The sequence below is a fragment of the Actinomadura luzonensis genome (genome assembly GCF_022664455.2).
Taxonomy (GTDB): domain Bacteria; phylum Actinomycetota; class Actinomycetes; order Streptosporangiales; family Streptosporangiaceae; genus Nonomuraea; species Nonomuraea luzonensis.
This window is the reverse complement of record NZ_JAKRKC020000001.1, coordinates 2,300,786-2,325,326: the sequence shown is the minus strand read 5'-3', so window position 1 is coordinate 2,325,326 and position 24,541 is coordinate 2,300,786. Positions and strand designations below refer to the sequence as shown.

Here is a 24,541-nt window from a genome sequence, read left to right as displayed (position 1 = left end):
TCATCCACCTGCTGATCCAAATCTCGACGATCAGCAGAAGGGTGAGGAGAACTGACTCGACTTTCTACTCGGTTCGTCGCTGCCAATAGTAAGAGGGAAGCTCCCGCTCTGCCGTCTCATAGATTTTCACGATGTCGGCATCGGTGAGTGTGTGCTTGCGATTACACCGGTTGAATTCGTAGAGTCGGTCATGGTTTTGTCGGGGTGTCGAGGGTGAGGCCGGTCTGGGTCAGACAGCCGGTGAGCAGGTGGGGCCGGTACTGGATCCTTTTCAGCTTGCGTTTGATGATCCGCGCGAGACCGGACAGGTCGGTGACGGCGAAGTTGGCCAGGCAACGGCGCAACAGCGACCACACGCCCTCGGCCGGGTTCAGCTCGGGCGCGTAGGCGGGCAGCTGGACGAGGCGCAGCCAGTCGGCGTGCTCGGCCGCGAACGCGGCGAGCCGGCCGTCCAGGTGCACGTTGAGATTGTCCCAGCACCAGACCAGCGGTGCGCCGAGCTGCTGGTGGGTGGCCACGATCAGGTCCCGGTAATCGCTCCAGGAGAACGTCTTCGGCTCGCCCTTGCGGCCGTGGTAGACGTGCAGCTTGTAGAACAGGTGCGGCCGTTCGCCGTCGCGGAAGGCCACGACGCCGGCCATGTTGATGCGGCCGGAGCCTCTGCCGCGTACTGTCACCACCGGACGGGCGCCGACCGGTGCCCAGGTACGTCCCTTCGGCGGCCTCAGTCCCTGCCCGGCCTCGTCTTCGAAGCAGAGGTAGGCACCCAGGTCCGCCGCGGTGGTTTTGCCGCCGGCCACACCTCGGCTTTCCACAGCGCAACGGCTTCCTCGTCCCGCTCCATGGCGCGCCGGGCCGGCACCTGCACCGACCAGCCGTGCCGATGCAGCAGCTTGCCCACCCCCTCGATGGTGTAGCCGATGTGGAACAACCGCCCGATCAGCGTCTTGACCCGGCCCAAGGTCCAGCACTGATCCTCGACATGGCCCCAGGCCAGGGGCCCGCGCTTGAGCTCGGCATCCAGCCGTGCCCACTGAGCGGCCGACAGCTTCTCCCTCGAGACCGGCCCCTTCGACAGCAGCGCCTCCGCACCACCGCCTTCGCGCCAGGCCTTGCGCCAGCGTGTCACCGACCGCTCGTGCACCCGTAACCGCACCGCGATCGCCCTGGTCGACTCCCCGGCCTTGAACCACTCGGCCGCCTGCAGCCGTACACGCTCCCGCCGTTCCTGCTCTGCGGGCGTGTACCCACCCCTTTGCCCGTACCGCATGCTCCGGTCGTACCTCGCCCGAAGCGATCCGTCACGAGGCTAAGACACTACGCATTCAACCTGTGTAGTGATCCACTTGCGCACGCGGAAGCTCTTAAATACGGCGACGTCGCGGATCGTGTTTGTCTTCCACGGCGTTGACGGACCGTAGATCGACAAGGATGGCGTGACCGTAATCCGGAGGCCAAGTGCCGCGCTAATACGGTCGCCAGCCTGGATCGCGGTCGAGCGGACCTCGTCGAGGCGGGATCTCTGGCTGAACGGCCCGCGCCAAAGCTCACTTTGCAATTGCGTGCGGACCGTCAACCGCTTGTTCCACTTCTCGGAGGTCACCGTGTACACCCCAGTGGGTCCGATGATCATATGGTCGATCAATACCCCTGTGCCAGGTATTGTCCGGGCATGCAGCATGCGGTAGCCGCTGCGTTCCAATCTTCTGAGCTTGGCTTCAGTGCGTGGTTGCATCGCCGAGACATGCCGCCACGCGGGCACAGACGAGGACGACCATGCCTCATAGATCGCTTCGGCTATGGCCGCGAAGATGGCAACCGATACTCCAAGGCGCCAGTCTCTTGTCAAGAAGCTCACCACCATACCAAGGACCGCTGCTATGAGTGCCCGGCGCCACAGATGCCGGTACGACGGCTGAAGATTCTGGTTGTGGGTCGAGGTGAGTTCGATGGGGATCTGTACGGTGTAGGTCTGCGACCTCCCCTTCTTGGGAACAGGAGGTCCCGCGGCCGCGTTCTTGGTGAAGGCAAAGCTGTGGGCGGTGTCGGTGCCGCGCTGGTTGGGAGCGGGTAGTCCACGTATGCGCAGGCGGCGGCGCAACTCCAGATAAATGTTTCCGAGACTGAGTTGATCTCCCTCGCCGGGGATACCTATGCGGATCAACTCGACCAGTTCTCCAGTGAAGGAGGTGCAGGCATCGGCCTGCTTCTCGGGGGGCGGAACATGCGCCGCCAGATCGCTTGCGGTGAGGGTATAGACACCTCGAATGTCGGTTTGATCGGCTACCAGAGCGGCTTGGTCAGCGAGAGTTTCGATGGCGCGGCCCGAATAGCAGCAGTCGAGGATCACAGCCTTGACACGCGCGGGACTGTCACGGAAGGCCGATCGAATGCGGCCATACTCTAACCCCGTTAGATCGGGTGCCTCGGCATCGGTGTCGGTGAGAGACAGGCACAACTCCCCGCTGGGGGTCAGCGTGCCGTGCCCGACGTAGTACAGCAGCAAGACATCGCTGACCCCTTGAGCCAGACGCCGGATACGCGTGGCCACAGCCCGACTGTCATGCGGATCAGCCAGAACGACGACCTTGGTGTTTGGCCAACCGCATAACTGTGGATCGGTCAGAACTGTCTGCAATTCCGCGAGGCTGTTGGCTGCGGCTGGGATGTCAGGCAGACGCTGATCATCATAGGCAGCGACCCCGATCAGAATTGCCTGAGAACTCCGCCACTCGGCTGGCTCAAGGACTGTCATGGTGGCCGGCTTCGTGCTGGAGGACCTCTTGCAACAGTGGTAGTGGATCGCTCACCCGTTTGGCCTCCACGGTCACGCTTCCAGTTAGGGTGGTGATCGTAAGGCTCACATCGGAGCGGCGGTTGGTCAGCCAAGTGGTAAGGGCTCGCGCCAATACCATTCCCAGGGCACCGCCTGAGCCTAGCGCGACTGTGAGCAGGTCGACGGCTCCGCCTAGTTCCTCCGAGTCAGGCGGTCTCGTCACAGGGCGTATACGGCCCTGCAGTTCGCGCTGACTCTGTAACCACGTGGTGAGCGACACCAAGTCGTCCACCACGTTATCACCGATGATCCGCAGTTCGGCCTGCACACCCTTCTCCCCTCCGGGCAGGGGCGCCCCAGAGACGCGTGAAGCTAAGGCCCGTGATCTCAACTTCAAGGCGAACCCTTCCAGTAAATCGCAAGATTGTGCAGGTGTTCAAGGAAGCTGCTTCAATGCTTCCCCCTGTATTGGCACGTCTCATGAGTGGTTTGATGTCCATCAGCCCAGGCCTCTTCCAGTGCTCTATCCCGCTCATTACTTGATCTACTTATGCGATATCCTCGTCCAGTGTTTGAGTTTATGGCGGCTGCCCACCACGTCTAAGGAAAATGTACACCGATCGTAGTGAGGGTTCCGAAGATCAAATCTCAGGTGTCGCGCTAAAGGCCGCTCCCCGTGGGGAAGCGGCCATTAAGGTGTGTACAGAGGTTGAAAGACTGAGGTGTCACCGCGTGGTTGCGTGCTCGTGGCGGGGTTCGGGAGTATGCCGGTGGGATGCGTTATCCGGATGGTGGTGGTCTGACTCCGGCGGCGCGAGCCAAGCGTGAACAGGTCCGCTCAGAGGCTGCCGGGCTGTTCGCCATGGGCATGGCGCCGCCTCAGGTGGCCAGGAAGCTACGGGTCTCTCGCAAGTCGGCCTACGTCTGGCACAAGGCCTGGCGCACCGCCGGGGCCCAGGCGCTGGAGTCGAAGGGGCCGGGCGGGCAGCGCTGCCGGCTCAGCGATGCGCAGGTGCAGCGGTTGGAGGCGGCGCTGGACGCCGGTCCGGCCGTGTGGGGGTGGAGTGAGGATCAGCGCTGGACCCTGGCGCGCGTCACTACCCTGGTCGGCCGGTTGTTCCACATCTCCTACACGCCGCGCGGGATCTGCTATCTGCTGCATCGGCTGGGCTGGAGCCCGCAGGTGCCTCAGCGCCGCGCCGCCGAACGTGACGAGGAGGCCGTCGCCACCTGGGTGAAGGACACCTGGCCGTCGGCGGAACAACGGCGCGGGATCAGGACGCGTGGATCTGCTTCGCCGACGAAGCAGGACAATCGCTGAGGCCGCTCAAGGCCCGCACCTGGTCCCGCCGCGGATGCACGCCGATCGTCACCGTCTCGGGCAAGGGCTCCGGACGCGTCAACCTGGCCGGGCTGATCTGCTGCAAGCCGGGGCAGCGGACCCGGCTGATCTACCGCATGATGATCTACCGGCGCCGCAAGTACGAACGCAAAGGGTTCAACGAGACCGACTACGCGCGCCTGCTGGGCGCCGCCCACCAGCAGCTCGGCGGGCCGATCGTGTTGATCTGGGACAACGTCAACATTCACGTCGACGCCCTGATGCGCAGCCTGATCGACACCCGCGCGTGGCTGACGGTGGTCCACCTGCCGGCCTACGCGCCCGAACTCAACCCGATGGAGATGGTGTGGTCGCACCTCAAAGGCGGCCTGGGCAACCTGGCCCCCTGCACCCTTGATGACCTCGCCGCGATCATCCGCAGCCGACTCAAGCAGCTGCAGTACCGCCCAGGTCTCCTGAATGCGTTCCTGGCACACACCGGCCTGATCATGAACCCAAGATCGACATGAAACCCCGAACTTTCGACCTCTGTAGGCCGGCACCGCCCCAGGCTCGAGATCGGTGAGATGCCGCGACGGGGGGGGCGGAGGCGTCTGCGCGGCGGTTGCGGGCCGGTGAGCTGCGTCCTGACCTTGTCGAGCGCGGCTCGCCGACGGGTCAGGACCTGGCACCTCTCCTCCGCCCACGAGGTACGCCTTCTCCGTGAGCTGTCAACGCGAAGCGCTCCACCATCAAGCATCACTGAGCTCTTTTCATCCTGAGTAGCGGCCTTCTTCGATGAGTTGCAGGACGAGGATGGCCTGCACGATCGTGGTGGCGCGGTGCGGGCAGCAGCGCAGCCGGGACAGGACCTTCCAGGTCTTCAAGGTGGCGACGGCGCGTTCGCCGCAAGCACGGATGCGGGCGTGTGCGCGGTTGATCGAGCGCTGATGGCGCGACAGCGGCGGCCGTAGCCGATGGCCTTTGAACGGGGTGCGGATGCTGCCGCCCGCGCCTTGATAGCCCTTGTCGGCGAAGGTCTTCACCCCTGCGATGGTCAGCGCGTCGACCAGGCCGACGGCACGGGCCGCGGTCAGGTCGTGCGTGGCACCGGGCAGCGCAGGTGAGGCCCAGATAAGCCGGCCGGTCGGATCGGCCAGGACCTGCACGTTCACGCCGTGGCGTCGGTGTTTGCCGAAGTAGTACGGGCGTTCGTCGGCCAGTCGGTCGATCGGAAGCAGGGTGCCGTCCAGGATGACGTAGGCCAGCCGGGCGGCGCATAAAGGCGGCGGCTTGGACGTCGTCGGCGAGCGTGGCGAGCAGGTCGAGCGCTTCGCGGACGTAGCGCCAGGCGGTGCTGGTGCCGACGTGGAAGCCGGCGGCCAGGCGGGCGTAGGTGTCGCCGTTGCGCAGGTGGGCGAGTACGAGCAGGGCTTGCCGGGCTGGGTCCAGGCGTCGCCATCGGCAGCGGCGCTCGGCACGCTGAGCGCGGATCAGCTCGGCCAGGCGGATCAGGGTGTGATTGGACAGAGGGATGGGTGTAGCTCTTTCTCAGTGAGTGCCTGAGCTGGACTTTTGTGGCCGTGACTGTTTCGTCCAAGAACCGCCTTCTACTGTGAGTGCAGACGGTGAGGCGGTGGTGACGATGGGCTCGTTGCTCGAGGAGTTGGCACGGCGTGAGGCTGTGGCCCGGCAGCGGATCGAGGAGATCCGCGAGCAGATCGCCGCGTTGGAGTCACGGCTGGAGGATGAGCACGATCGGCTGTCACGGCTGGCAATCACCCGGGAGACGGTGGAGGAGATCTTGGGTGAGGCAGCCGAATTGGCCGCTGAGCCCAGCGAAACGGCCCCGATCAGCGCGGCCGGTGCGGTGCCGGTGCGGCCAGCGGTGCTCGGTGTGGTGACGGTGCCGCCGTGGCAGGCGGGCATGAGTGCGGCGATGCTGCCGCGCGCGTACCGGGACGCGGTGGAGATCATGGCCGATGCCGGGCGGGCGATGCGGGCCGGGCAGATCGCGGTGGCAATGGGCTTGCCGGATGAGGCCGCCAAGCGGGAAGGACTGCGCTCCAAACTGAAGCGCCTGGTGGAACGCGGCTGGGCCCGGGAGGAAGGACCGGGCTTGTTCATGGTGATCGAGCCGGTGGCGCGTGAGGTGTCCGGGCAGGGCGACGGATGGTCACGGGACGGCATCGCGGCGTCATCTGCTTCGTCACCGGGCGGGTGATTGCGGCAGGGCTCTTCCGCCGTCAGGTTCAAAGGTGCCAACCACATGTCCCCGGCGGAAGAAGAGCCCTATGCAGGCACCGTACGACACCGAGGTCACCACTGACGTCTTTGCGGAGGCGAGGAACACCTTCAACTGTCTCATCGGACAGCTCACCGGCACGGCGTCCGCGACGCTGACCCATGACCGGCTGGAGGAGACGATCGTCGAGCAGGGCCGTGAGCTGCAGCGCCAGATGCTGCAAGCACACCTTGATCTGCGGGCGTTGCGCGAGCGGCAGCAGGCGCACCACGCCCGCCAGGACCGCCAGGACGCCACGACCGCCGGAGTGACCGGGCCGGACGGCGTGGCGCGGCGGCGGCTGGAGAGCGGGCATCACCGCTTGCTGGCCACCGTCGTGGGGACGGTGACGGTCACCCGATGTGCCTGGCGCGCCCCCGGCGTGCGCAACGTATACCCGGCCGATGTTGCCTTGTCGCTGCCGGCGGTGCGGCACTCGGCCGGGCTGGCCAGGCTGGCGGTCATCGAGACGGTGCGCGGCTCGTTCGACGCCGCCCACGCCTCCCTCGTCGCGCGCTGCGGCAGCGTGATCGGCAAACGGCAGATCGAGCAGGCTATCGTGGCGGCCGCGGTCGATGTCGATGCCTTCTACGCCGCGCAGACGCCCGTTCCGTGCATCGCGTCCACGGTGCTGGCGATCAGCGTGGACGGCAAGGGCATCGCGATGCGCCCCGAGGCGCTGCGGCCGGCGACTGCCAAGGCCGCCCGCGCCCGCGCCACCTTCCGGACCCGGCTGGCGGCAGGGGAGAAACCGGCCCGCAAGCGGATGGCCACCCTCGGGGTGGTCTACGACGCCGAGCCCGCGCCCCGCCGGCCGCACGATGTGATCGCCGTACCTGGCGGCCGGGCCGGGCAGCGCCTGCCACGGGCCAGGCCGTCCGCGATGCGTAAGTGGCTGTGCGGCTCGATCGTCACCGGCCCCGGCCCGGTGATCGCCAAGGTCTTCGACCACGCCGAAGCCCGTGACCCCGGCCATGCCCGTCCTTGGGTCGTGCTCGTCGACGGAGCCCGTCACCAGCTCGATCTGATCGCGGCGGAGGCCGCCCGCCGCGGCATCGGCGTCCATGTCGTGATCGATTTCGTGCACGTCCTGGAGAAGTTATGGGCTGCCGCCTGGAGCCTGCATCCGCCCGCGGCTCCGGCCGCGGAGGACTGGGTCGCCGGCCACGCCCTTGCCCTGCTGGCCGGGCACACCGGCCACGTCATCACCGCGCTAACCGCGCAGGCCAGCACAGCTGGCGCGCAGCGCCGCGACGGCATCGACGCCTGCATCCGCTACCTGACCAACAACTTCGAGCACCTGCGCTACGACCAGGTACTCGAAGCGGGATGGCCGATCGCGACCGGCGTGATAGAGGGAGCGTGCCGTCATCTGATCGCAGACAGATTCGACCTGGCCGGGGCACGCTGGGGTCTGGCCGGAGCAGAAGCGGTGCTGAAACTCCGCGCTCTGATCGCGAACGGTCATCTTGAGAAGTACTGGCATTTTCACCTCGCCCGGCAACACGAACGTGTCCACCAGAGCGACTACCAGGACGGATACTCCCTCACGGCTTGATCGCTGCACTCACCGAGAAAGAGCCACACCCCAGAGGGATCGCGGCACGGTATGACAGCAACGAGGCTCTCCGGTAGAGGCATCGGATCTTGGTCGACTGCTGTCTTACCGGGAGCCTCTTCTCATGCCAACCCGTGCCGGCGCCGTCCCTGCTGACCAGCGCGGTCAGGTTGGAAAAGCCTCACTATGGGGATGAATGGGGCAGTCGGTGACCAGGTCCAGCACAATAGTGACGCATGGGACAGCCTCGGCAACCTGACCTGCGGGACTACCCCGGCCTGGTCACCACCATGGTCGCGATCCTGGTGGTGCTGCTGCCGGGCGGCTTCGCGTTCAGCGTCTACAAACGATTGAACGCCTCCGCGCCGGACACCACCGCGGCCCTGCCGGCCGAGGAACCCGGACCCGAGCCGGCCCAGCCGAGTCCCAGCGAGAGCGAGAACGAGCGCGCGGGCTCGCCGATGGATGACGACGATTTCAGCGACTGGAACTTCCGCCTGGGGAACGTCACTTTTAAGGCGAAGAAGGTGGGTGGCTGGACGTACGACTCCTGTAAATCGATCGACAGGCAGGGCGTGCTGGCCAGGAACAAGTGCGAGCGTGCCGTGCAGCTGGCCTATTCGGCTTATCGAGGGCATCTCACAGCGGTCCAGGTCATCATGTCCTTCCCCACCGTGAAAGCCGCCAAGGCCACGGCCGCGCGTCTGGCCACATCGTCCAGTGCGGTGAAATGGCGCCGGGACACGATGCTCAGCAAATACGTCTACGGCAAGACCAGTTCTGGCGCGACCAAGACGTACGTTCTCCTCACGGTCGTCACCGCCGACAAGACGGCCCAGGCGAAGGCCGCGCAGTTCCAGCGCTATCTGCACAAGGACCACTGGAACTACTTCCGCGTCCGCGAGGCGACAGTCACGAATTGAGCAGCCTCCGCTGTGACCGGGCATCGAGGTGTTTCACGAGGCCGAGCACATTCGTCCCGGCAATCAGCACACTGCTCGCACTCAATACGATCCACAGACCCGTGAGCCCCCAGGCGGACGCCACGGGAGTCATGGTCAGCGCGAGCACGCCATATCCGGTGCCGGCCGAGGCCAGATTCCAGGTCGTGCGCCTGAGCCCGGCCAGGCTGAAAGCGATCACGGCCCCGCAGTTGCCGGCCAAGGAGAAGAGCACCAGCAGCGGCAGCAGCGATGCGGCGAGGGCGAGCACGGCGGCGTCCGAGGTGAACAGCCCGAGTATCGCCTGTCCGGACAGCAACAGGGCGAGCCCACCTGCCAGCACGCCGAGCGCGGCGATCGTGACCGCCGCTTGTGCGAGCCGGCGGGCCTCGCGGGAGGAGGGGACCGTCGCGATCTCCGGTGTCACCGCCTGCGCCGCGGCGAAGGCCGCCAATCCCAGGAACCCGTCCAGCGACAGAAGAATCGCGTGAGCGGCGGCCTCCTGCGCTCCCGTCCGGGCGGCCGTGTAGGCCACACCGCCCATGACGGTGAACTTGACGATCAGGGCGGCGGACATCGGGATCCCGACCCTGGCCATGCGGACGACCTGCCGCAGCCGTGGACGCCCTGGCCACGGCGATCGTCCCGCCAGTTCGGGCAGACGCAGCAGGAGGACATTGGAGACGCCGACAGCGACGACGGTGGATGCCACGAGCGCGACACCCGCACCATCGACGCCCATTCCAGGCACCAGGACGAGAAGTAGGACGACCTGCATGCCGGTGCTCGACATGCCGGACCAGAGCACCAGCCGGCTGCGTCCCAGCGCGATCAGCATGCCGATGGCCCCGCTGCCCGCGGCGTACAGCACCACATGGAGCGCCAGGAGCAGCGGCAGAGCGCCGAGCTCGGCTGTCGCCGCATGCGGGGCGCCGCTGACATGCGCGATGAGAGGAACGGCGAGCATGACACCCGCGCCGACCGCGCCGAGGGCCGTCGAGAGCCATCGCGCGTCCTTCAGGACGAGTAACGCCTCGGCGGGGCGGTCGCGACAGGCGGCCATGAAAGGCGCCATCCCCCGCAGGCCGCCCGCCACCGCGGCCGTAACCGGATTGAGCACCGCGTTCGCCAGGGTGAAGGCCGCCAGTTGCGCGGTGGCCTGCCGGCCGAGAAGGGAGGTGCTGACGAGTTGCGCGACGACACCGGCACTCATGGAAACGAACAGGGGCACCGCAGCGGTCAGGACAATTCGATGAGGAAAAGGCACGAAAAGAAATATCCCGGGCGGTCGGCCGCTCGGAATGTACCTCATATTCTATCGCACCCGAGATGCAAATCACCCGGAGACGTCCGCCAGCGCGCACGCGTCGGCCGCGCGCCTCAGTTTCCGCTCGATCTCCCGCGGGTGCCGGCCGAGCGCGGCGCGGGCCTCCGCCAGCGCGATGACCGCGTCGCTCATCGCCTCCGCCTGCCAGGCCGCGGGCGGGCGGGAGATCGAGAACAGGCGCTCGCAGAGGGCGGCGATCCGGGCGTACGGGGCCAAGGTGGTCGCCGGCCGGGCCTCGGCGGCCATGGCCGCCATCCCGGCGTCCGGCGGGAACTTGATCCTCTTGAGGAGGTCGTGCAGGTTCGCGGCGTCGTCCTCGAGCGCCTCCTGGAACGCCAGGACCGGGTCCAGCATCGTCTTCGCGAGGTCGCCGTCGTCGCCGCGCAGCTTCTCCACGGTCGCGTCCACCACCTCGCGCAGGTCGTGGCGCAGCACCCGCCGGGACAGCAGCGCGATGTCGGCCTGTTCGCCGTCCTGGAGGTCGCGTTTGAGGTCCACGCACGAACGGGCGGTCCGGATGAGGTCGCGGGCGTGGCCGCCGGACCAGGCGTGGCAGAACAGGACGAAGACCCGGGAGAAGTCACGGGCCCGCCGGGAGATGAGAGTCTGCGACTCGTCCAGGGAGAGGGGTGCGACCGAGATGATGGTGTCGAATGCCGAGTCGAAGACGTCGCGCATCGGCACGCCCCGCGCGGCGAAGCTGAGCATGGCGTCCGTGGACACCGACAGGACGAAGTGCGCCTTGGCCACGTGGAACAGGTCCTTGAGCCCGTTGATCGCGTCGACGGCTTCGGCCGGATCGGCCAGTTTGTCCAGCTCGTCCACGCAGATGACGACAGGTCTGCCGCCGAGCGCGAGCAGCTGCTCGACGAACTGCCGCAGCGCCTGCACCGCGTCGGCGTGGGTGACCTCGCGCTCGGCCTGGGAGAGCTTGCTGCCGCCTTCGAAGCCGGAGCCGCTGACCTTGATCGCGGCGCTCGCGCTCCTCTCGACGGACGTGGACCAGCGCAGGAACTCGAGCTGTTGCAGGCAGAGCTCACGCGTACTCTGAGGGAAGGTGCTCATCCCGGCGCGGATCCGGAAGAAGGCCCATGCCCGGTTGAGCGCGAACCCCAGGATCAGCGCGCCCAGCGCGACGGCGGACAAACCCGTCCAGCCCAGGTCGAACGAGGTCGGCACGGGACGGTTCTTGTCGTAGAGCCACAAGGTGACCAGGAGGAGCGCCGCAGCCGCCATGAGGAGCGTCCGCAACGCCACCCGCAGGGCCGGCGCCGCCAGGTGCCGGCGGGCGAGGCCTGCCGCGCTGGATCTGAGACCGGCGCGCGCCAGCTCGCCGTGGATGAGGCGGGTGAACTCCACCGCGGCGTACTTCACCGGCGTGCTGACCAGGGCGACGTGGCAGCCGAGCGTGTCGTCCAGCGACAGCCGCCGCATCAGCGTGGTCTTGCCGGAGCCACGGGCGCCGGCCACGCCCGTGGCCGAGGACTCGTGCTCGGCGATGAAGGTCCGCAGCCGCTCATAGGTGCGGGAGGGGATGGTGTCCTGGAGGTTGAGCTCCACCAGGGCGGGGGCCTTGGTCGTGCTGAGGGTGCCGGACCAGCGGGCCTCGTCGTCCTGCAGCTCGCTGATGATGAGGCGGAGCAGGGCGCGCAGTGGCGGGAGCAGCGCCGCCCGGAGCTCGACGTCGGCGGTTCTGTTGCGCCGCCGGGTCACGTTCCACCAGCTCACGAAGGCGAAGCAGCCCATCGCCACCAGGGCGACCGCGAAGGTGATGACGGCCGCGCTCGGCCACGAAGGGAGCACGGCGGTTCCGGAGACAGCTCGGAGGACGAGGAGAGCCGCCACGAGGAGCACCAGGGCGGCGACGGCCCACGGACGGCGCCACGCGCGGCGCGCTTCGTCGACGTTGGCGATCTCATCGACGAGCGGGGCGAGGATCTGGTCGGCTCGTTTCCTGACGTCGCCCAGGATGTCGGGGTGGAGCTCCGGGTCGCACCTCAGCTCGGCGTCGTGCCGCAGCAGCTCGTGCGCGACCCGGGCCAGTTCCTCGGGTGACAGCCGATCAGCTTTCGCGCCCATCTGCACCCCCACGACGGCGATCCGGGGCGACAATTGAGGTCACCATAAATCCGGTTGTGGGCCAGGAGTAAAGGAAAGGGTTTTCCCGGCAGGGAGGTTCTGCTTGCGTCCGAGAAGGACTTCCAGCGCTAGATATAGCATGACGGATGACTTCCTTGGATGATTGCGTCATTATCACGCCGGATATCTGGCCAAGGTCGCCATCATGGGGAGCCTCGACATGGACGGCCACGCGTATACGACAGGCAGGACGTGTGCGCCAGCGGGCATTCGTTCTTGTCTTCGGCAATGGGGACGGGAGAGCGTGATGCGAAAGATCGGGGCGGCGGCGGGAACTCGTTCGTGATCCCGCACGGCACCGGCCCGTGGGTCGGGCTCCGGCCGTTCGGCAAGGACGACCAGGCCGACTTCTACGGCCGCGGCACTGAGATCGATGACGTGACCGGCCTCTGGCAGGGACATCGCCTGACCTTGCTGATCGGCGATCCAGGCGTCGGGAAGACCTCGCTGCTGCACGCGGGGGTGGTTCCCGTGCTGGCCAGCAACGGCGCGCGCGTGCTGCCGATCGGTGACCTGAGCTACCGGATGATCCTGCCGGCGCCGGTGATCACCGCCCGGGGACGCGCCCTGTTCGCCCTGTTGTCGTCGTGGCAGCCCGAGGAGGATCCCGCCCGCACCGTGGGCCTGACGGTCACGGAGGTCTTCCGGCGGCGGACCGCCAGTGCCCCGTCCGGCCGGCCGATCCTGGTGGCGATCGACGGCGCCGAGTACGCCCTCCGCGGCCCTGCCACGTCGAGCCCGGAGCACCGCCGCCTCCGCGAGGAGCTGGAGGTCGCGCTCCGGGCCTTCCCGGACGTCCACCTGCTGCTGTCGCTGCGGCCGGACTGCGCCCAGCAGGCGCGCGACCTCGGACGGGCGCTGGGGGCGAGCACGGCCGAGTACGTCCTGCCGCCGCTGGAGCCGTCGTCCGCGATCGAGGCCCTGCGGCGGCCGCCGCTCACGCAGCACCTGCAGTTCGACGACGGCGTGCCCGCGGAGATCGTCGCCACTCTCACGGTGGATCACGGGCCACCCGTCGGTCCACGCGTGGAGCCTGTCCTGCTGCAGGTGTTGTGCGCCGAGCTCAGGCGAGGTCTGCTCCGAGGCGAGACGTTGTCCGCCGCCGCCAGGAGAGTGCTGGACGACGTGGACGGGGTGCTGGCCGACCACTGCACCCGGACGCTGTTCAAGCTGACGTCCGACCACGGTCTGCCGACCTGCGAGATCGGCGGCTGGATGCGCCGGACCTTCACCGTCGCGCCCGACGTGAACACACCGCACCGGGCCGTACCCGCGCTGCAGAGCGACCGGCCGCAGGTGATCACCGACGCGGTCGTCCGCGCGGTGGAGAACCGGCATCTGCTGAAGCCCTGCCGGCTGCCCGGCGGGGACGGCTTCCAACTCCAGCACCCACGGCTGGCGAGCGCGCTCCAACGGCTCGGGGAGGAGTCGCCGGCGCTGCCCGATCTGCACGCGGGCGATCTGCTGCGCGAGGCCGAGCAGGCGATGTCCGCGGGTGATCTGAAGCTCGCCGACAAGTACGCGCGAGCCACGCTGGCGCTGATCGGGAGGGGGCACAGCGAGATCGGTATCGCCGCGCAGACGATCCTGGGTGACATCGCCTACCTGCGGGCCGAGCACGAGACCGCGCTGAGTGCCTATGAGCAGGCCGTGGCGCGGACAGCGGACTCCAGGTCACCCACGGTCGCCTATCTGTTCGCCGCGCTCGCGCGGGTGCACCTGCACAGGGGGGATCCGACCAGCGCACTCGACCAGGCGCGTTCCGGCCGGGTCATTCCCGCCGGCGAGACGATCACGCTGTTGGAGTTCGGCCAGGCTCTCTGGCACACGGACCGGCACCGGGCCGCGATCAGGGAGGTGAACGCGGCGCTCAACAGGGATCCGGGGCATGTCGAGGCGCTGCGCATCCGCGGCGAGATCTACGCGGACTGGGACAGGCCACAGCAGGCCCTGGACGACCTGAACAGCGTCGCCGTGGCCGCCCCGCCGTCGGCCCGGGCCGCGTGCATCCTGGCGAGAAGCCATCATGCTCCCGTCCCGGAGCACGAGATCCAGGAGCTTCGCGCAGAGGGGCGGACGCATGGCCTGGTCCTGCTGTACCTCGCCCGGTCGGCGAGAAGGCGCGGGGACCTGGCGCTCGCGGCCGAGCTCGCCGGTGAAGCTCTCCGCGCCACCGATCCCCGCTTGACTCAGCACCACCGCAAACAGGCGGAGGACATCCTGTCGAGACGCTAATGCTTAATAAGCGGGGAAAAGTATCCCTTATGCCCAGATGCGGCGTATGTCTTATTCGTCGCCGGAAAGGTCATACCGAGTTCGTGAATCGGGCGATCGCCTCGGTATCCCGGATGTCGGGCGCCGTCAGGCTTCTGATAGCGAGAGCGAGGGCGGAGCCGCCGAGTTCGTCCAGTCCGTCCAGGTCACGAAGGGACAGGCCGGAGAAATTGGGCAGCTGACCCGCCAGCTCGTTGTCCTGTTGCTGCATGCCGAACTCCCAGCCTGACGCAATACGAGGCAGTTACCGCGCCAGCATACAAGCTCGACGGCACCCGCTGTGGCGATCTTGGAATGGTTACCAGCACGAGACCCGCCCGGCCGATCACACGTCTACTCTGAATTGTCGCGCACAAGGGTCCTTATTCTTGTGCTGGCGTTTGGATATGACGTGGCCATATCCAGGCCCACCATTGACCTGTATCGACCCGATGGTCAACGTTGAGGCTGGAGACGCGCGATCCGGAGGTGGCCTCGTGGCCGGTACGCAGCCAGGCGAAGGACGACGGTCAACGGCCCCCGAGGTGTGGGGCAGAGTTCCGCCGCGGAACAAGAACTTCACCGGCAGGCAAGAGCTCCTCGAGAAACTGCGGGCGGGAATGACCGCCGAGGCCCGCGGCCAGGTCACCGTGGTCATTCCGCAGGTCCTCCCGCACGCGCTGCACGGCCTCGGAGGCGTCGGCAAGACACAGATGGCGGTGGAGTACGCCTACCGGTATCGCGGCGAGTACGACCTCGTCTGGTGGATCTCGGCCGACCAGCGGGTGCTGATCCGGTCGTCGCTGGCTTCGCTCGCTCCCCATCTCGGCCTTCCCGACGCGGCGGCGATCGGCGTCGAGGACGCCGCCAACGCCGCGCTCGACGCGTTGCGCCGCGGCAAGCCGTACGACCGCTGGCTGCTCATCTTCGACAATGCGGACGAGCCGGAAGAGATCCTCGACATCATCCCGAACGGACCCGGTCACGTCCTGATCACCTCGCGCAACCACCGCTGGGAGGACGTCGTCGAGGCAGTCCCGGTCGACGTCTTCGCGCGGGAGGAGAGCGTCGCGTTCCTCAGCAAGCGCATCCGCAGGGCGATCGCGCCCGAGGACGCCGACCGGCTCGCCGAACAGCTCGGCGACCTCCCGCTGGCGCTGGAACAGGCCGGCGCCCTCCAAGCCGAGACGGGCATGCCCGTCGACGAGTACATCGAGCTGCTGAACAAGCACACGAGCCAGCTCCTCGACGAGGGCAAGCCGACGGAGTACCCGATCTCGATGACGGCGGCCTGGAATCTCTCGGTGAGCAGGTTGAGCGAGCGGCGGCCGGAGGCTGTCGACCTGCTGCGCTGCTGCGCGTTCTTCGGGCCGGAGCCGATCCCCCGCGACGTGTTCAGCCAGCGCGGCACCGGCCTGAGCCCCGGGCTGGCCGAGCTGCTCGACAACCCGATCAAGCTGAGCCGGTCGATGGGGGAGCTCGGCCGCTTCGCCCTCGCGCGCATCGACCCCGGCAGCCGGACCATCCAGGTGCACCGGCTGATCCAGGCGCTCGTCCGCGACGAGCTCGACCCGGAGGAACGGGCCACGCATCTCGCGGACGTCCACCACCTGCTGACGGGCCTGGACCTCGGCAACCCGGACGAGTCGGTCAACTGGGGCCGTTATGGCGGTGTCCTGGCGCACGTCGTGCCCTCCCGCTTGCAGGAGAGCCAGGACGCGAGGGTGCGTGACTTCGCGCTCAGCCTGGCCCGATACCTCTTCATGTCCAGTGACGGCTACGCCCAGGAGTTCGTGAACCTCTTCATCCACCAGTGGGAGAAGGACTCCGGCCCCGACGATCCCCACGTGCTGAGGGCCTATCGTGAGCAGGGCAACATCCTGCGTCAGCTGGGCAGGTACAACGAGGTCTACGAGCTCAACCAGAAAACCCTCGCCAAGATGCGGCGCGTCGGCACCCCCGACGACGAGCTGTTGCTCCTGGTCAGCGGCATCGGCGGCGACCTGCGGGCGCGCGGTGACTTCGCCGCCGCCCTGGAACACGACGAGGACTCCGTACGACGGCATGCCGCGGCCTTCGGCCCGGGCGATCACCGGACCCTGCGCGCGAAGAACAACCTGGGCCTCGACTACTGCCTCACCAGCCGCTTCGAGCAGGCCCGCGAACTGCACGAGAACACTCTCCTGGAGATCCGGGACACCAAGTCGGGCGCGGCGACCATCGTGGGGTGCTGGAACGCGCTTGCCCGGGCCGTGCGTCTCAACGGTGACTATGCCGAGGCCTGCGACATCGGCGAGGAGGTGCTCGCCTACGGCCTGGAATACCTGGGCGGCGAGCATCCCATGTACCTCTACACCGCCAAGGACCTCTCCATCGCCTGGCGGAGGCTCGGCGAGCTCGACAAGGCGCTGGAGATGTCCACCGACGTGCACGGCCGCTACGTGCGGAGGTACGGCCTCGACCATCCCGACACGCTGGCCTCCGCCATGTCCCTCGCCAACGTGCAGCGCAACAACGGTCAGGAGCAGGAAGGGCTGGAGCTGGCGACCGACACCGTCAACCGGTATCCGCGGGTCTACGGCACCAATCACCCGTACTACCTGACCTGCCAGGGCAACCTGGCGCTGCTGTACCGCACCTGCCAGGAGCCGGCGAAGGCCCGCGAGCTGAACGAGGAGACGCTGCACAGCATCGAGCAGCGCCTTGGACGCAACCACCACTACTACCTCACGGTGGCGACGAACCTGGCGAGCGACCTCGCGGCGTTGGGCCAGTACGAGGCCGCCGTCGAGCGTGGCCGCGACACCCATCGCCGCCTGGTCGAGCTCGTCGGCGAGAACCATCCGATGGCCCTGGCCTGTGCCGCCAATCTCTCGATCGACCTCAAACGCCTCGGCACCCCGGAGGCCGTCGAAGAGGGGGCGCTGCTCCGGGAGGACACCCGGAGCCGGTATGCGCAGAGGCTCGGCCTTGAGCATCCCGACGCCGCCGCCTTCCTCGCCGAACGGCACCTCGACCTCGACTTCGACCCGCCGCCGATCTGACCTGTCCGGGGCCGGGCATCTCAGGCCGGTGACGGCAGCCGGCCGGCCGGCGGTTCACCGTTGCGCCGGCGCCAGCCGGCCAGGTGCCGGTCGGCCGAGGCGCCCGCCCGGTGCGCGGCCTCCGGGGGGACGGGCTGCGCGCACATCGCGGCCATCGTGCCGGCCATCTCGGCGGTGAACAGGTCGCCCTCCGGGGTGAGCCGGCCGCTGGCGCGCAGCGTGCGGATCGTCAGGTCCGTGCCGTCGCGCCACCGGGCGAACTCGGTGTGGGCGCGGAGCCGCAGCTCATCCTCGTGCGGTTGCTGCCGCTCCACGCCCCAGAACGCCGCGATCGCCAGGTGCGCGTACGCGCCGTGCAGCAGGCCGCCGAGCGGGCGCGGGTCGTCACGCCAGGGGGCGTAGTACCGGCTGCCGTCGTCCGGCTGGGTCAGCGGTATGAGGTCGAGCAGGCCGCTCAGTTTCGCGTGCTGGGACTCGTGCGCCAGCGTCACCGCGAACGCGTGCGGGTCGGGCTGCGTGGAGATGCCGATGTTGCCGAAGGCCAGCTTGGACGTGGCGCTCGCGGTGCCGTGCGCCGGCTCGGCAAGCGGCGTCAGCACCGTGACCACGGCGGCGATCTCCTCGGCGACCTGGGGGTGCCGGTCGGCCAGGATCTCCCAGGCCGGCTGGAGCGTGGACTCCCACCGGTGCAGGTCGGCCGCGCTGAGCCGGCCCTCGGCGTGCTGCGCGCCCGGCATCCGTCCCGGATCCAGGTCGTCGACGACGAACTCGGCCGTCAGGCCGCCGTGCGCGGCCCGGATGCGGCGCAGCCCCTCCCACGAGGGGCCCTCGCCGACGCGCACGGTGACCCCGCCGGCGGTGATCTCCGCCTCGCCGTCGCCGGTGCGGACGACGGCGAACCGGTCGTCGCCGTCGAAGAGCGCCCGCCCCAGGGACGGGAGCACGGCCGCGCCGTCCAGGACCGGCACCTCGATCGTCGCGCCGCGCCCCGATCGGATCGCCGCGACCGCCGCCAGCGACGCCAGCCCGGACGGGGTCGCCCAGGGCGCCGGGGACGTGTGACCGCCGAGCGCCTGCAGGGTGCGCAGCCCCCAGGACCCGGCGGTCGGGTAGCGGAGCACCTGCCTGGCGACCTCGGGCGAGGCCTCCTGGATGTCGGCGAGCAGCTCGTACGCCTGCCGCACCCGCGCGTCGTCCCTCGCGAGGTCGCGGACGCCGCGCAGGAGCAGCAGGCGTTTGCTGTCCTGCGCCGCCCACAGGCGTTCGACGGCGTCGCGACCGCCCCGGCCGGCGGCGAGCTCGAAGAACACCTCTTTGGGCAGGCTGTGAGGTGCCAGCGTCATGGTGTCCGGGTGCCTCTCTGCGGAGTCGGTGAGCCGGCGGCGTCGGCTGCGGTCGCGTACCGCGGCGAGGTCGACGTTCACCGTCTGCTGGATGTGGGTGATGAGCCGGAACAGGTCGCGGCAGTAGACGCTCGGGTTGGCGAAGCCGGTGCCGGGGCGGTAGCGATGGGGGTAGAGGCCCGCGCCGCAGACGCGCCGGATGTCGCAGGCCCGGCACTCCGGCGACAGCGCGCGCTCGCCGATCTGCCGGGCGGCGATGGAGGGCAGCATCAGCGCGGTGTCGAAGGCGCCGGGGGTGCTCACGTGCAGGGGCGTGCGGGTGGCGCCGTCGTAGGCGGACTTGAGGCTGTCGACCTGCTCGATGCCGCCGTCGGTCTCGACGACGACGACGGCGACCGCGGACAGCCCGACGGCCTCGCTGCGCGAGGGGCGGCCGAGCACGAGCCGGATGATCTCGTCGAACAGCCGGACGCGGGTCTCGCGGCGCGGTGCGTGGTACCAGCGGTCGAAGACGGCGATCAGCCAGTCGCCGTACGGCGCGTCCTCGCGGTCGGGGTGGCGGCCGGGCGGCGGGGTCTCCCAGGTGCCGTGCGGGAGCAGGAAGTCGATCGTGGGCGGGGCGTGGGCGAGCAGCGCCTCGTAGGTGCCGACGGGGTCGTTGCGCAGGTCGATCGTGCACAGCAGCCCGTTGAACAGGTGCCGGTGGGCGGGGGAGGTGAGCTGGGCGAGCCCGTCGTGGACCCGGTCGTAGCTGCCCTGTCCCGCCGGGCCGAGGCGGTGGCGGTCGTTGGCCTCGCGGTCGCCGTCGAGGCTGACCGCGACGAGCACGCCGAGGTCGGCGAACGTCTCCAGGAAGACGGGGTCCAGGAGCACGCCGTTCGTCTGCACCTGGACGTTGACCGTCACGCCGGCGCCGGCCGCGCGCCGGATGGTCTCCACCGCGTGGCGGATGTGCTCGGCGCCGGCGAGCAGGGGTTCGCCGCCGTGGAGGATCACGTCAATCTTGGACAGGTTGTTCGCCTGCGCGTGCTCGGCGATGCGCGCCGCGGCCGCGTCGATCGTCGCCTGCGACATGCGCCGGGGCTGGCGGCGCCAGCCCTGGTCGGCCATCTCGTACATGTAGCAGTAGGTGCAGGCGAGGTTGCACCGGCTGTGGATCTTCAGTACGAACTGCTGGAAGGGCGTGGGACGCCAGCCGCTCTCCAGCAGGGCGTTGATGTTGAGATCCATGGGCCATTCCAGGCCCGGCCCGGCCTCTGCGGACTCCGAACTCAGGCCCGCCGTCCCCTGTGGGGAGATTGGAGCACTCGACACCAAAATCCGTTCATCGACTATTCGGCGACTGCGAATGGGATATTCGCCGCATGAAGGCTGATGTGCTATTTCCGCCGCAGGTCGTGCGCTTCTTCCAGCATCACTACCGCAACACGTCGCGATCTTATCGCTGAATCATGGCGATCGTGTCTCGAACGAATAACCGGTCGCGCGGGGCAGGCAGGACGCGAACCTGTCTGGTCCATCAACTCAGCTTGATGTATTGTCCGGAACATGGCAGGCACCCGGTCAGGCCCGCCGCCGTTCGCCCGGATGGCGGCGGATCCGCTGCGCTGGCAGCTCCTCCAGGAGCTCGCCCGCAGCGACCGCCGGGTCCGCGAGCTGGTGGCCCTGGTCGGCCGGCCGCAGAACCTCGTCTCCTACCACCTGAAGCAGCTCCGCGCGAGCGGCCTGGTCGCCACGCGGCGCAGCAGCTTCGACGGCCGTGACACCTACTACCGCCTCGACCTGGCGCGCTGCGCCGAGTCGCTGGCGGCGGCGGGCGCGGCCCTGCACCCGGGGCTCGGCGGCCGCGCGCCGGCCGGCGAGCCGCCTCCGTGCAGCGTGTTGTTCCTGTGCACCGGCAACAGCGCCCGCTCGCAGGTCGCCGAGGCTCTGGCCAGGACGCGGTCCGGCGGCCGGATCGCCGCCGCCAGCGCGGGCAGCCGCCCGAAGCCGCTGCACCCGTACGCCGAGCAGGTGATGGCCGCCCGCGGCATCGACCTCGCCGGTCAGCGGCCGAAGCATCTCGACGAGTTCGCCGGGCGCCGCTTCTGCTCCGTGATCACCCTGTGCGACCGGGTGCGGGAGATCTGTCCCGAGCATCCCGCGCACCTGCATTGGAGCATCCCCGATCCGGCCGCCGGCGACGGCGGTCTCCAGGCGTTCGAGTCGATGGCGGCCGAGCTGGACACCCGCATCGGGTTCTGGCTGGCCGCGGCCGGCGCGGCGCCCGTCCACGCACATGTCCAGGAGGTCTGATGACCACCAGCCCGCACGACATGACCAGCCCGCACGACATGACCAGCACGGCCGACATGACCAGCACAGCCGACATGGTCGGCGTCCGTTACATGGTCGACGACGTCAAGGAAGCCGTCGCCTTCTACACCGGCCACCTCGGCTTCACGCTGCGCACCGACGCGGCCCCGGCCTTCGCCGACGTCACCCGCGGCGCCCTGCGCCTGCTGCTCGCCGGGCCGAAGAGCTCGGCGGGCCGGCCGATGCCCGACGGCCGCGTCCCGGAGCCGGGCGGCTGGAACCGCATCCACCTCATCGTGCCCGACCTCGCGGCCGAGGTCGCCCGGCTGCGCGCCGAGGGCGTGCTCTTCCGCAACGACGTGGTGACCGGGCCGGGCGGCCGGCAGATCCTGGTCGAGGACCCCTCGGGCAACGTGGTCGAGCTGTTCGAGCCGGCGCGCCCGTAGCCGATCCGCAGGGGACCATAACCGCTGAGCTCCAGGGTGGGAGCAACCGGCCGGCCGTCGCCGGTGTTCTCTCACCTGCCTGTGCCTCTCCCCCTGGAGCTCCCGCATGCTCGCGCTGCCCGTCGTGCTCGTCGCCGTCTACCTGACCACGCTGGACTTCTTCGTCGCCAACCTCGCCCTCCCGTCGATCCGCGCCGAGCTGGGCGCGGGCGAGGCCGCCGTGCAGCTCGTGATCGCGGGTTACGGGACCGCCTACGCCGCCGGCCTTATCGTGGCGGGCCGGCTCGGCGACCTGTACGGCCACCGGCGGATCTTCGTGATCGGGCTCGTGCTCTTCACCGCGGCCTCCGGGCTCTGCGGCCTCGCGCCGGGGACCGCCGCGCTGGTCCCGGCCAGGGTCGCGCAGGGCGTGGCGGCGGCGTTGCTGGCCCCGCAGGTGCTCGTGCTGCTGGGCGTCCTGCGGCAGGGCGCGGCGCGGGAGCGGGCGTTCGGATGGTACGGCACCACGGTCGGCGTCGCGGGCGTCGGCGGGCAGGCGATCGGCGGCCTCCTGGTCGCGGCCGACCCGATGGGGCTCGGCTGGCGGGCCTGCTTCCTGGTCAACGTGCCGATCGGGATCGCGGCCGCGGTGCTCGCCGTGCGGGTGCTCCCCCGCGTCCCGGCGACCGGTGACCGGCGTGACCTCGATCGGGCGGGCGCGGCGCTCGTCGCGGGCGGGCTGGTCGCGGTGGTGCTGCCGCTGGCCGCGGGGCGGGAGCAGGGGTGGCCGTGGTGGACGTGGGCGTGCCTCGGGGCGGCGGCGCCGTTGCTGGCGGCGTTCGCCCGGCGGCAGCGCGCGCTGGCCGGGCGGGGGCGGACGCCGCTGCTGGACCTGCGGGTGTTCGAGGCGAGCGGGTTCGCGGCGGGGCTGGTGGCGGTGGGGCTGCTGTTCGGGACGTCGGCCGGGTTGTCGTTCGTGATGGCGCTGTATCTGCAGGACGGGCTCGGGCTCGGGCCGCTCGCGGCCGGGTGCGTGACCACGGCGCTCAACGCGGGGTTCTTCGTGGCGTCGTTCCGCGCGCACCGGGTGCCGCGGGTGGCGGGCGGGCTGACGCTGGTCGGCGGGCTGGTGCTGCTGGCGTCGCTGGCCGGGCGGGACGCGGCGTCCGCTGGCTCGGCCGGCTGGGGTACGGCGGCCGCGGTGGCGGGGGCGCTGGCCGTCGCCGGGGCCGGGATGGGGCTGCTGATGTCGCCGCTGCTGGCGTCCGTGGTGCCGCGTGGGCGAGGCGGCGCGGCGGCCGGAGTGCTGGGCACGGTGCAGGAGGCCGGGGGAGTGATCGGGGGGACGCTCGCCGGGGCCGCGTTCTTCGGCGCGCTCGGCGACGGATGGGGGGACGCGGCGGCGTCCGGGATCGGGGTGAGCGTGGTGATGGCGCTGGGGGTGCTCGGGCACTGCGTCATCCGCGCGCGGCGGCGGCTCGATGATTCACGTGAATCCGAGGAGCTAGCCGTACCGGCCGCCTGACGGCGCGCGGACGGCGGCGGCGAGGTCGTCGGCGAGGCGCGGCAGGTCGGCCGGCGACAACGTGGAGACGGTCAGGCGGAGCGCGGGCGGCGTGCGGATCCGGTTGCGGGCTCCGGGCGCGGCGGCCCAGCCGCGGGCCAGCAGGCGGGTGATCGCGGCGGACTCGTCCGCGACGGGCACCCACACGTTGAGGCCGCTGCGGCCGTGCGCGCGCACGCCCCGCTCGGCCAGCGCCGTCACCAGCCCGTCCCTGCGCTCCCGGTACGAGGCCGCCACGGCCGCCGTGTCCACCGCGCCGGTCCGCATCAGGTGCGCCACCGCCCGCTGCAACAGGTGGCTCACCCAACCCACGGCAAGCCGTTGCCGCCCGCGCAGCCGGCCCAGCGTGACCGGGTCGCCGGTGACCGGGGCCAGCCGCAGGTCAGGACCGTACGCCTTGGCCGTGGAGCGGACGAGCACCCACCGGGACGTGACGCCGGCCAGCGGGTGCAGGGGCAGGTCCACGAAGCCGTCGCCGTGGTCGTCCTCGACGAGCAGCACGTCCGGGCGGGCGGCCAGCAGCTCGCGCAGGGCGGCGGCGCGTCCGGCGGTGACGGCGGCGCCGGTCGGGTTCTGGGCGCGGGCGGTGACCACGACCGCGCGGACGCCTGTCCGCAGCGCGCGGGCCAGCTCGTCGGGGAGCGGGCCGTCGTCGTCCACGCGCATCGGCACCGGCCGCAGGCCGAGCACCGTGACCAGGTCCAGCAGGGCGGACCAGCCCGGGTCCTCGACGGCCACCGGGTCGCCGGGGCGCAGGGCGCCGGACAGGACCCGTTCGAGCGCGTCGAGGGTGCCTGAGGTGATCGCCAGGTCGCCCGGCGGCACGCCGTCGCGGCGCAGGCGGGCGGCGGCCAGGGCGAGCAGGTCCGCGTCGTCCTGGGCGCCGTACATGGCGGGCCGCTCCTGGTGGGCGCGGGCCGCGGCGGCGAGCGCGGCGTGCAGCGGCGGCAGCAGGGCGGCGTCGGGGTTGCCCTGGGACAGGTCGCGGACGCCGGGCGGCGCCTCGATGCGGATGTCCTCCCTGGCGGTGGTGGCCGGGCGGGGCCTGATCCTGGTGCCGCGCCGCCCGGCGGTCTCGACCAGGCCGCGCTCGCGCAGCAGCCGGTACGCCGCCGCCGCGGTGCCCGGGCTGACCCCGGCCTGCCCGGCCAGCTCACGGACCGGGGGGAGCGGCGTGCCGGGCGGGAGCAGCCCGCCGGACACGGCGGACTCGACCGCGGCGGCTATCTCGCTGGCCGTCTCGCCGGTGATCCGATATTTTCCTGGCACAA

At 69.7% G+C, this 24,541-nt stretch carries 19 protein-coding genes and 1 pseudogene; 10 read left to right on the top strand and 10 right to left on the bottom strand.

All coding sequences use genetic code 11. The annotated features are described in order from the left end of the window. Positions 1-188 precede the first annotated feature (188 nt). Genes MF672_RS11115 through MF672_RS52080 form a run of 4 tightly spaced genes read right to left on the bottom strand, consistent with a single transcriptional unit; the run spans position 189 to position 3,068 of the window. Entirely contained in the window at positions 189-800 is a 612-nt protein-coding gene (locus MF672_RS11115; protein ID WP_247815182.1) for a transposase, read from the bottom strand. Beyond that, positions 725-1,270 carry a winged helix-turn-helix domain-containing protein gene (locus tag MF672_RS11110; protein ID WP_247815179.1) on the bottom strand — a complete coding sequence of 182 codons (546 nt, stop codon included), beginning with the start codon at positions 1,268-1,270 and terminating at the stop codon, positions 725-727. Before MF672_RS11110 ends, MF672_RS11115 begins: the two co-directional genes overlap by 76 nt. 39 nt (positions 1,271-1,309) lie before the next feature. Next, complete coding sequence (locus MF672_RS11105) at positions 1,310-2,755, bottom strand: caspase family protein (protein WP_247815222.1); 1,446 nt, start codon at positions 2,753-2,755, stop codon at positions 1,310-1,312. Beyond that, positions 2,742-3,068 (bottom strand): effector-associated constant component EACC1, encoded by a 327-nt coding sequence (locus tag MF672_RS52080; RefSeq protein ID WP_407654767.1) that lies wholly within the window; start codon positions 3,066-3,068, stop codon positions 2,742-2,744. Before MF672_RS52080 ends, MF672_RS11105 begins: the two co-directional genes overlap by 14 nt. 483 nt (positions 3,069-3,551) lie before the next feature. Between MF672_RS52080 and MF672_RS11100 the strand changes: the two genes are divergently transcribed. Further along, positions 3,552-4,097, top strand: coding sequence for a helix-turn-helix domain-containing protein (locus tag MF672_RS11100; RefSeq protein WP_242383975.1), 546 nt, complete (start codon positions 3,552-3,554; stop codon positions 4,095-4,097). After that, positions 4,007-4,627 carry a transposase gene (locus MF672_RS11095; RefSeq protein WP_308210530.1) on the top strand — a complete coding sequence of 207 codons (621 nt, stop codon included), beginning with the start codon at positions 4,007-4,009 and terminating at the stop codon, positions 4,625-4,627. The genes MF672_RS11100 and MF672_RS11095 overlap by 91 nt, the downstream gene beginning before the upstream one ends. A gap of 243 nt (positions 4,628-4,870) precedes the next feature. On the opposite strand, the pseudogene MF672_RS11090 reads toward MF672_RS11095, so the two are convergent. Beyond that, a pseudogene (locus MF672_RS11090) lies at positions 4,871-5,633 on the bottom strand (transposase family protein). A 100-nt stretch (positions 5,634-5,733) separates the two neighbouring features. On the opposite strand from MF672_RS11090, the gene MF672_RS11085 reads away from it, so the two are divergent. The 3 genes from MF672_RS11085 (at position 5,734) to MF672_RS11075 (ending at position 8,862) form a co-directional block, all read left to right on the top strand. Next, complete coding sequence (locus tag MF672_RS11085) at positions 5,734-6,321, top strand: hypothetical protein (protein WP_242384119.1); 588 nt, start codon at positions 5,734-5,736, stop codon at positions 6,319-6,321. Positions 6,322-6,391: 70 nt separating this feature from the next. Next, a complete protein-coding gene (locus MF672_RS11080; RefSeq protein ID WP_247815221.1) occupies positions 6,392-7,939 on the top strand; it encodes an ISKra4 family transposase in 1,548 nt (515 codons plus the stop codon). A gap of 236 nt (positions 7,940-8,175) precedes the next feature. Further along, positions 8,176-8,862 carry a hypothetical protein gene (locus MF672_RS11075; protein WP_242382029.1) on the top strand — a complete coding sequence of 229 codons (687 nt, stop codon included), beginning with the start codon at positions 8,176-8,178 and terminating at the stop codon, positions 8,860-8,862. Here the strand turns inward: MF672_RS11075 and MF672_RS11070 are convergent. Both MF672_RS11070 and MF672_RS11065 read right to left on the bottom strand, forming a co-directional pair. After that, positions 8,852-10,147, bottom strand: a complete 1,296-nt coding sequence (locus MF672_RS11070; protein WP_242382028.1) for an MATE family efflux transporter — start codon at positions 10,145-10,147, stop codon at positions 8,852-8,854. The two genes, MF672_RS11075 and MF672_RS11070, sit on opposite strands and share 11 nt — an antisense overlap. Positions 10,148-10,216: 69 nt before the next feature. Continuing rightward, the gene (locus tag MF672_RS11065; RefSeq protein WP_242382027.1) at positions 10,217-12,319 is read right to left on the bottom strand and encodes a hypothetical protein; all 2,103 of its coding nucleotides are present in this window, start codon (positions 12,317-12,319) and stop codon (positions 10,217-10,219) included. A 309-nt stretch (positions 12,320-12,628) separates the two neighbouring features. On the opposite strand from MF672_RS11065, the gene MF672_RS11060 reads away from it, so the two are divergent. After that, on the top strand, positions 12,629-14,581 hold the full coding sequence (locus MF672_RS11060) for an nSTAND1 domain-containing NTPase (RefSeq protein WP_242382026.1): 1,953 nt from the start codon (positions 12,629-12,631) through the stop codon (positions 14,579-14,581). A 70-nt stretch (positions 14,582-14,651) separates the two neighbouring features. Here MF672_RS11060 and MF672_RS11055 read toward each other — a convergent pair whose 3' ends face one another. Next, positions 14,652-14,831, bottom strand: coding sequence for an FxSxx-COOH-like cyclophane-containing RiPP peptide (locus MF672_RS11055; protein ID WP_242382025.1), 180 nt, complete (start codon positions 14,829-14,831; stop codon positions 14,652-14,654). A 220-nt stretch (positions 14,832-15,051) separates the two neighbouring features. Here MF672_RS11055 and fxsT point away from each other — a divergent pair, with 220 nt between their 5' ends. Further along, positions 15,052-17,643, top strand: a complete 2,592-nt coding sequence (gene fxsT / locus MF672_RS11050) for an FxSxx-COOH system tetratricopeptide repeat protein (protein WP_407654766.1) — start codon at positions 15,052-15,054, stop codon at positions 17,641-17,643. A gap of 20 nt (positions 17,644-17,663) precedes the next feature. Here fxsT and MF672_RS11045 read toward each other — a convergent pair whose 3' ends face one another. Continuing rightward, a complete protein-coding gene (locus MF672_RS11045) occupies positions 17,664-20,216 on the bottom strand; it encodes an FxsB family cyclophane-forming radical SAM/SPASM peptide maturase (protein ID WP_242382023.1) in 2,553 nt (850 codons plus the stop codon). A 318-nt stretch (positions 20,217-20,534) separates the two neighbouring features. Between MF672_RS11045 and MF672_RS11040 the strand changes: the two genes are divergently transcribed. The 3 genes from MF672_RS11040 (at position 20,535) to MF672_RS11030 (ending at position 23,231) form a co-directional block, all read left to right on the top strand. Beyond that, entirely contained in the window at positions 20,535-21,281 is a 747-nt protein-coding gene (locus MF672_RS11040) for an arsenate reductase/protein-tyrosine-phosphatase family protein (RefSeq protein ID WP_242382022.1), read from the top strand. Further along, the gene (locus MF672_RS11035) at positions 21,281-21,727 is read left to right on the top strand and encodes a VOC family protein (protein ID WP_242382021.1); all 447 of its coding nucleotides are present in this window, start codon (positions 21,281-21,283) and stop codon (positions 21,725-21,727) included. The genes MF672_RS11040 and MF672_RS11035 overlap by 1 nt, the downstream gene beginning before the upstream one ends. 106 nt (positions 21,728-21,833) lie before the next feature. Next, entirely contained in the window at positions 21,834-23,231 is a 1,398-nt protein-coding gene (locus MF672_RS11030) for an MFS transporter (RefSeq protein WP_242382020.1), read from the top strand. Here MF672_RS11030 and MF672_RS11025 read toward each other — a convergent pair. Continuing rightward, a complete protein-coding gene (locus MF672_RS11025) occupies positions 23,211-24,539 on the bottom strand; it encodes an aminotransferase class I/II-fold pyridoxal phosphate-dependent enzyme (protein WP_407654720.1) in 1,329 nt (442 codons plus the stop codon). The two genes, MF672_RS11030 and MF672_RS11025, sit on opposite strands and share 21 nt — an antisense overlap. Between the last annotated feature and the right edge of the window lie 2 nt (positions 24,540-24,541).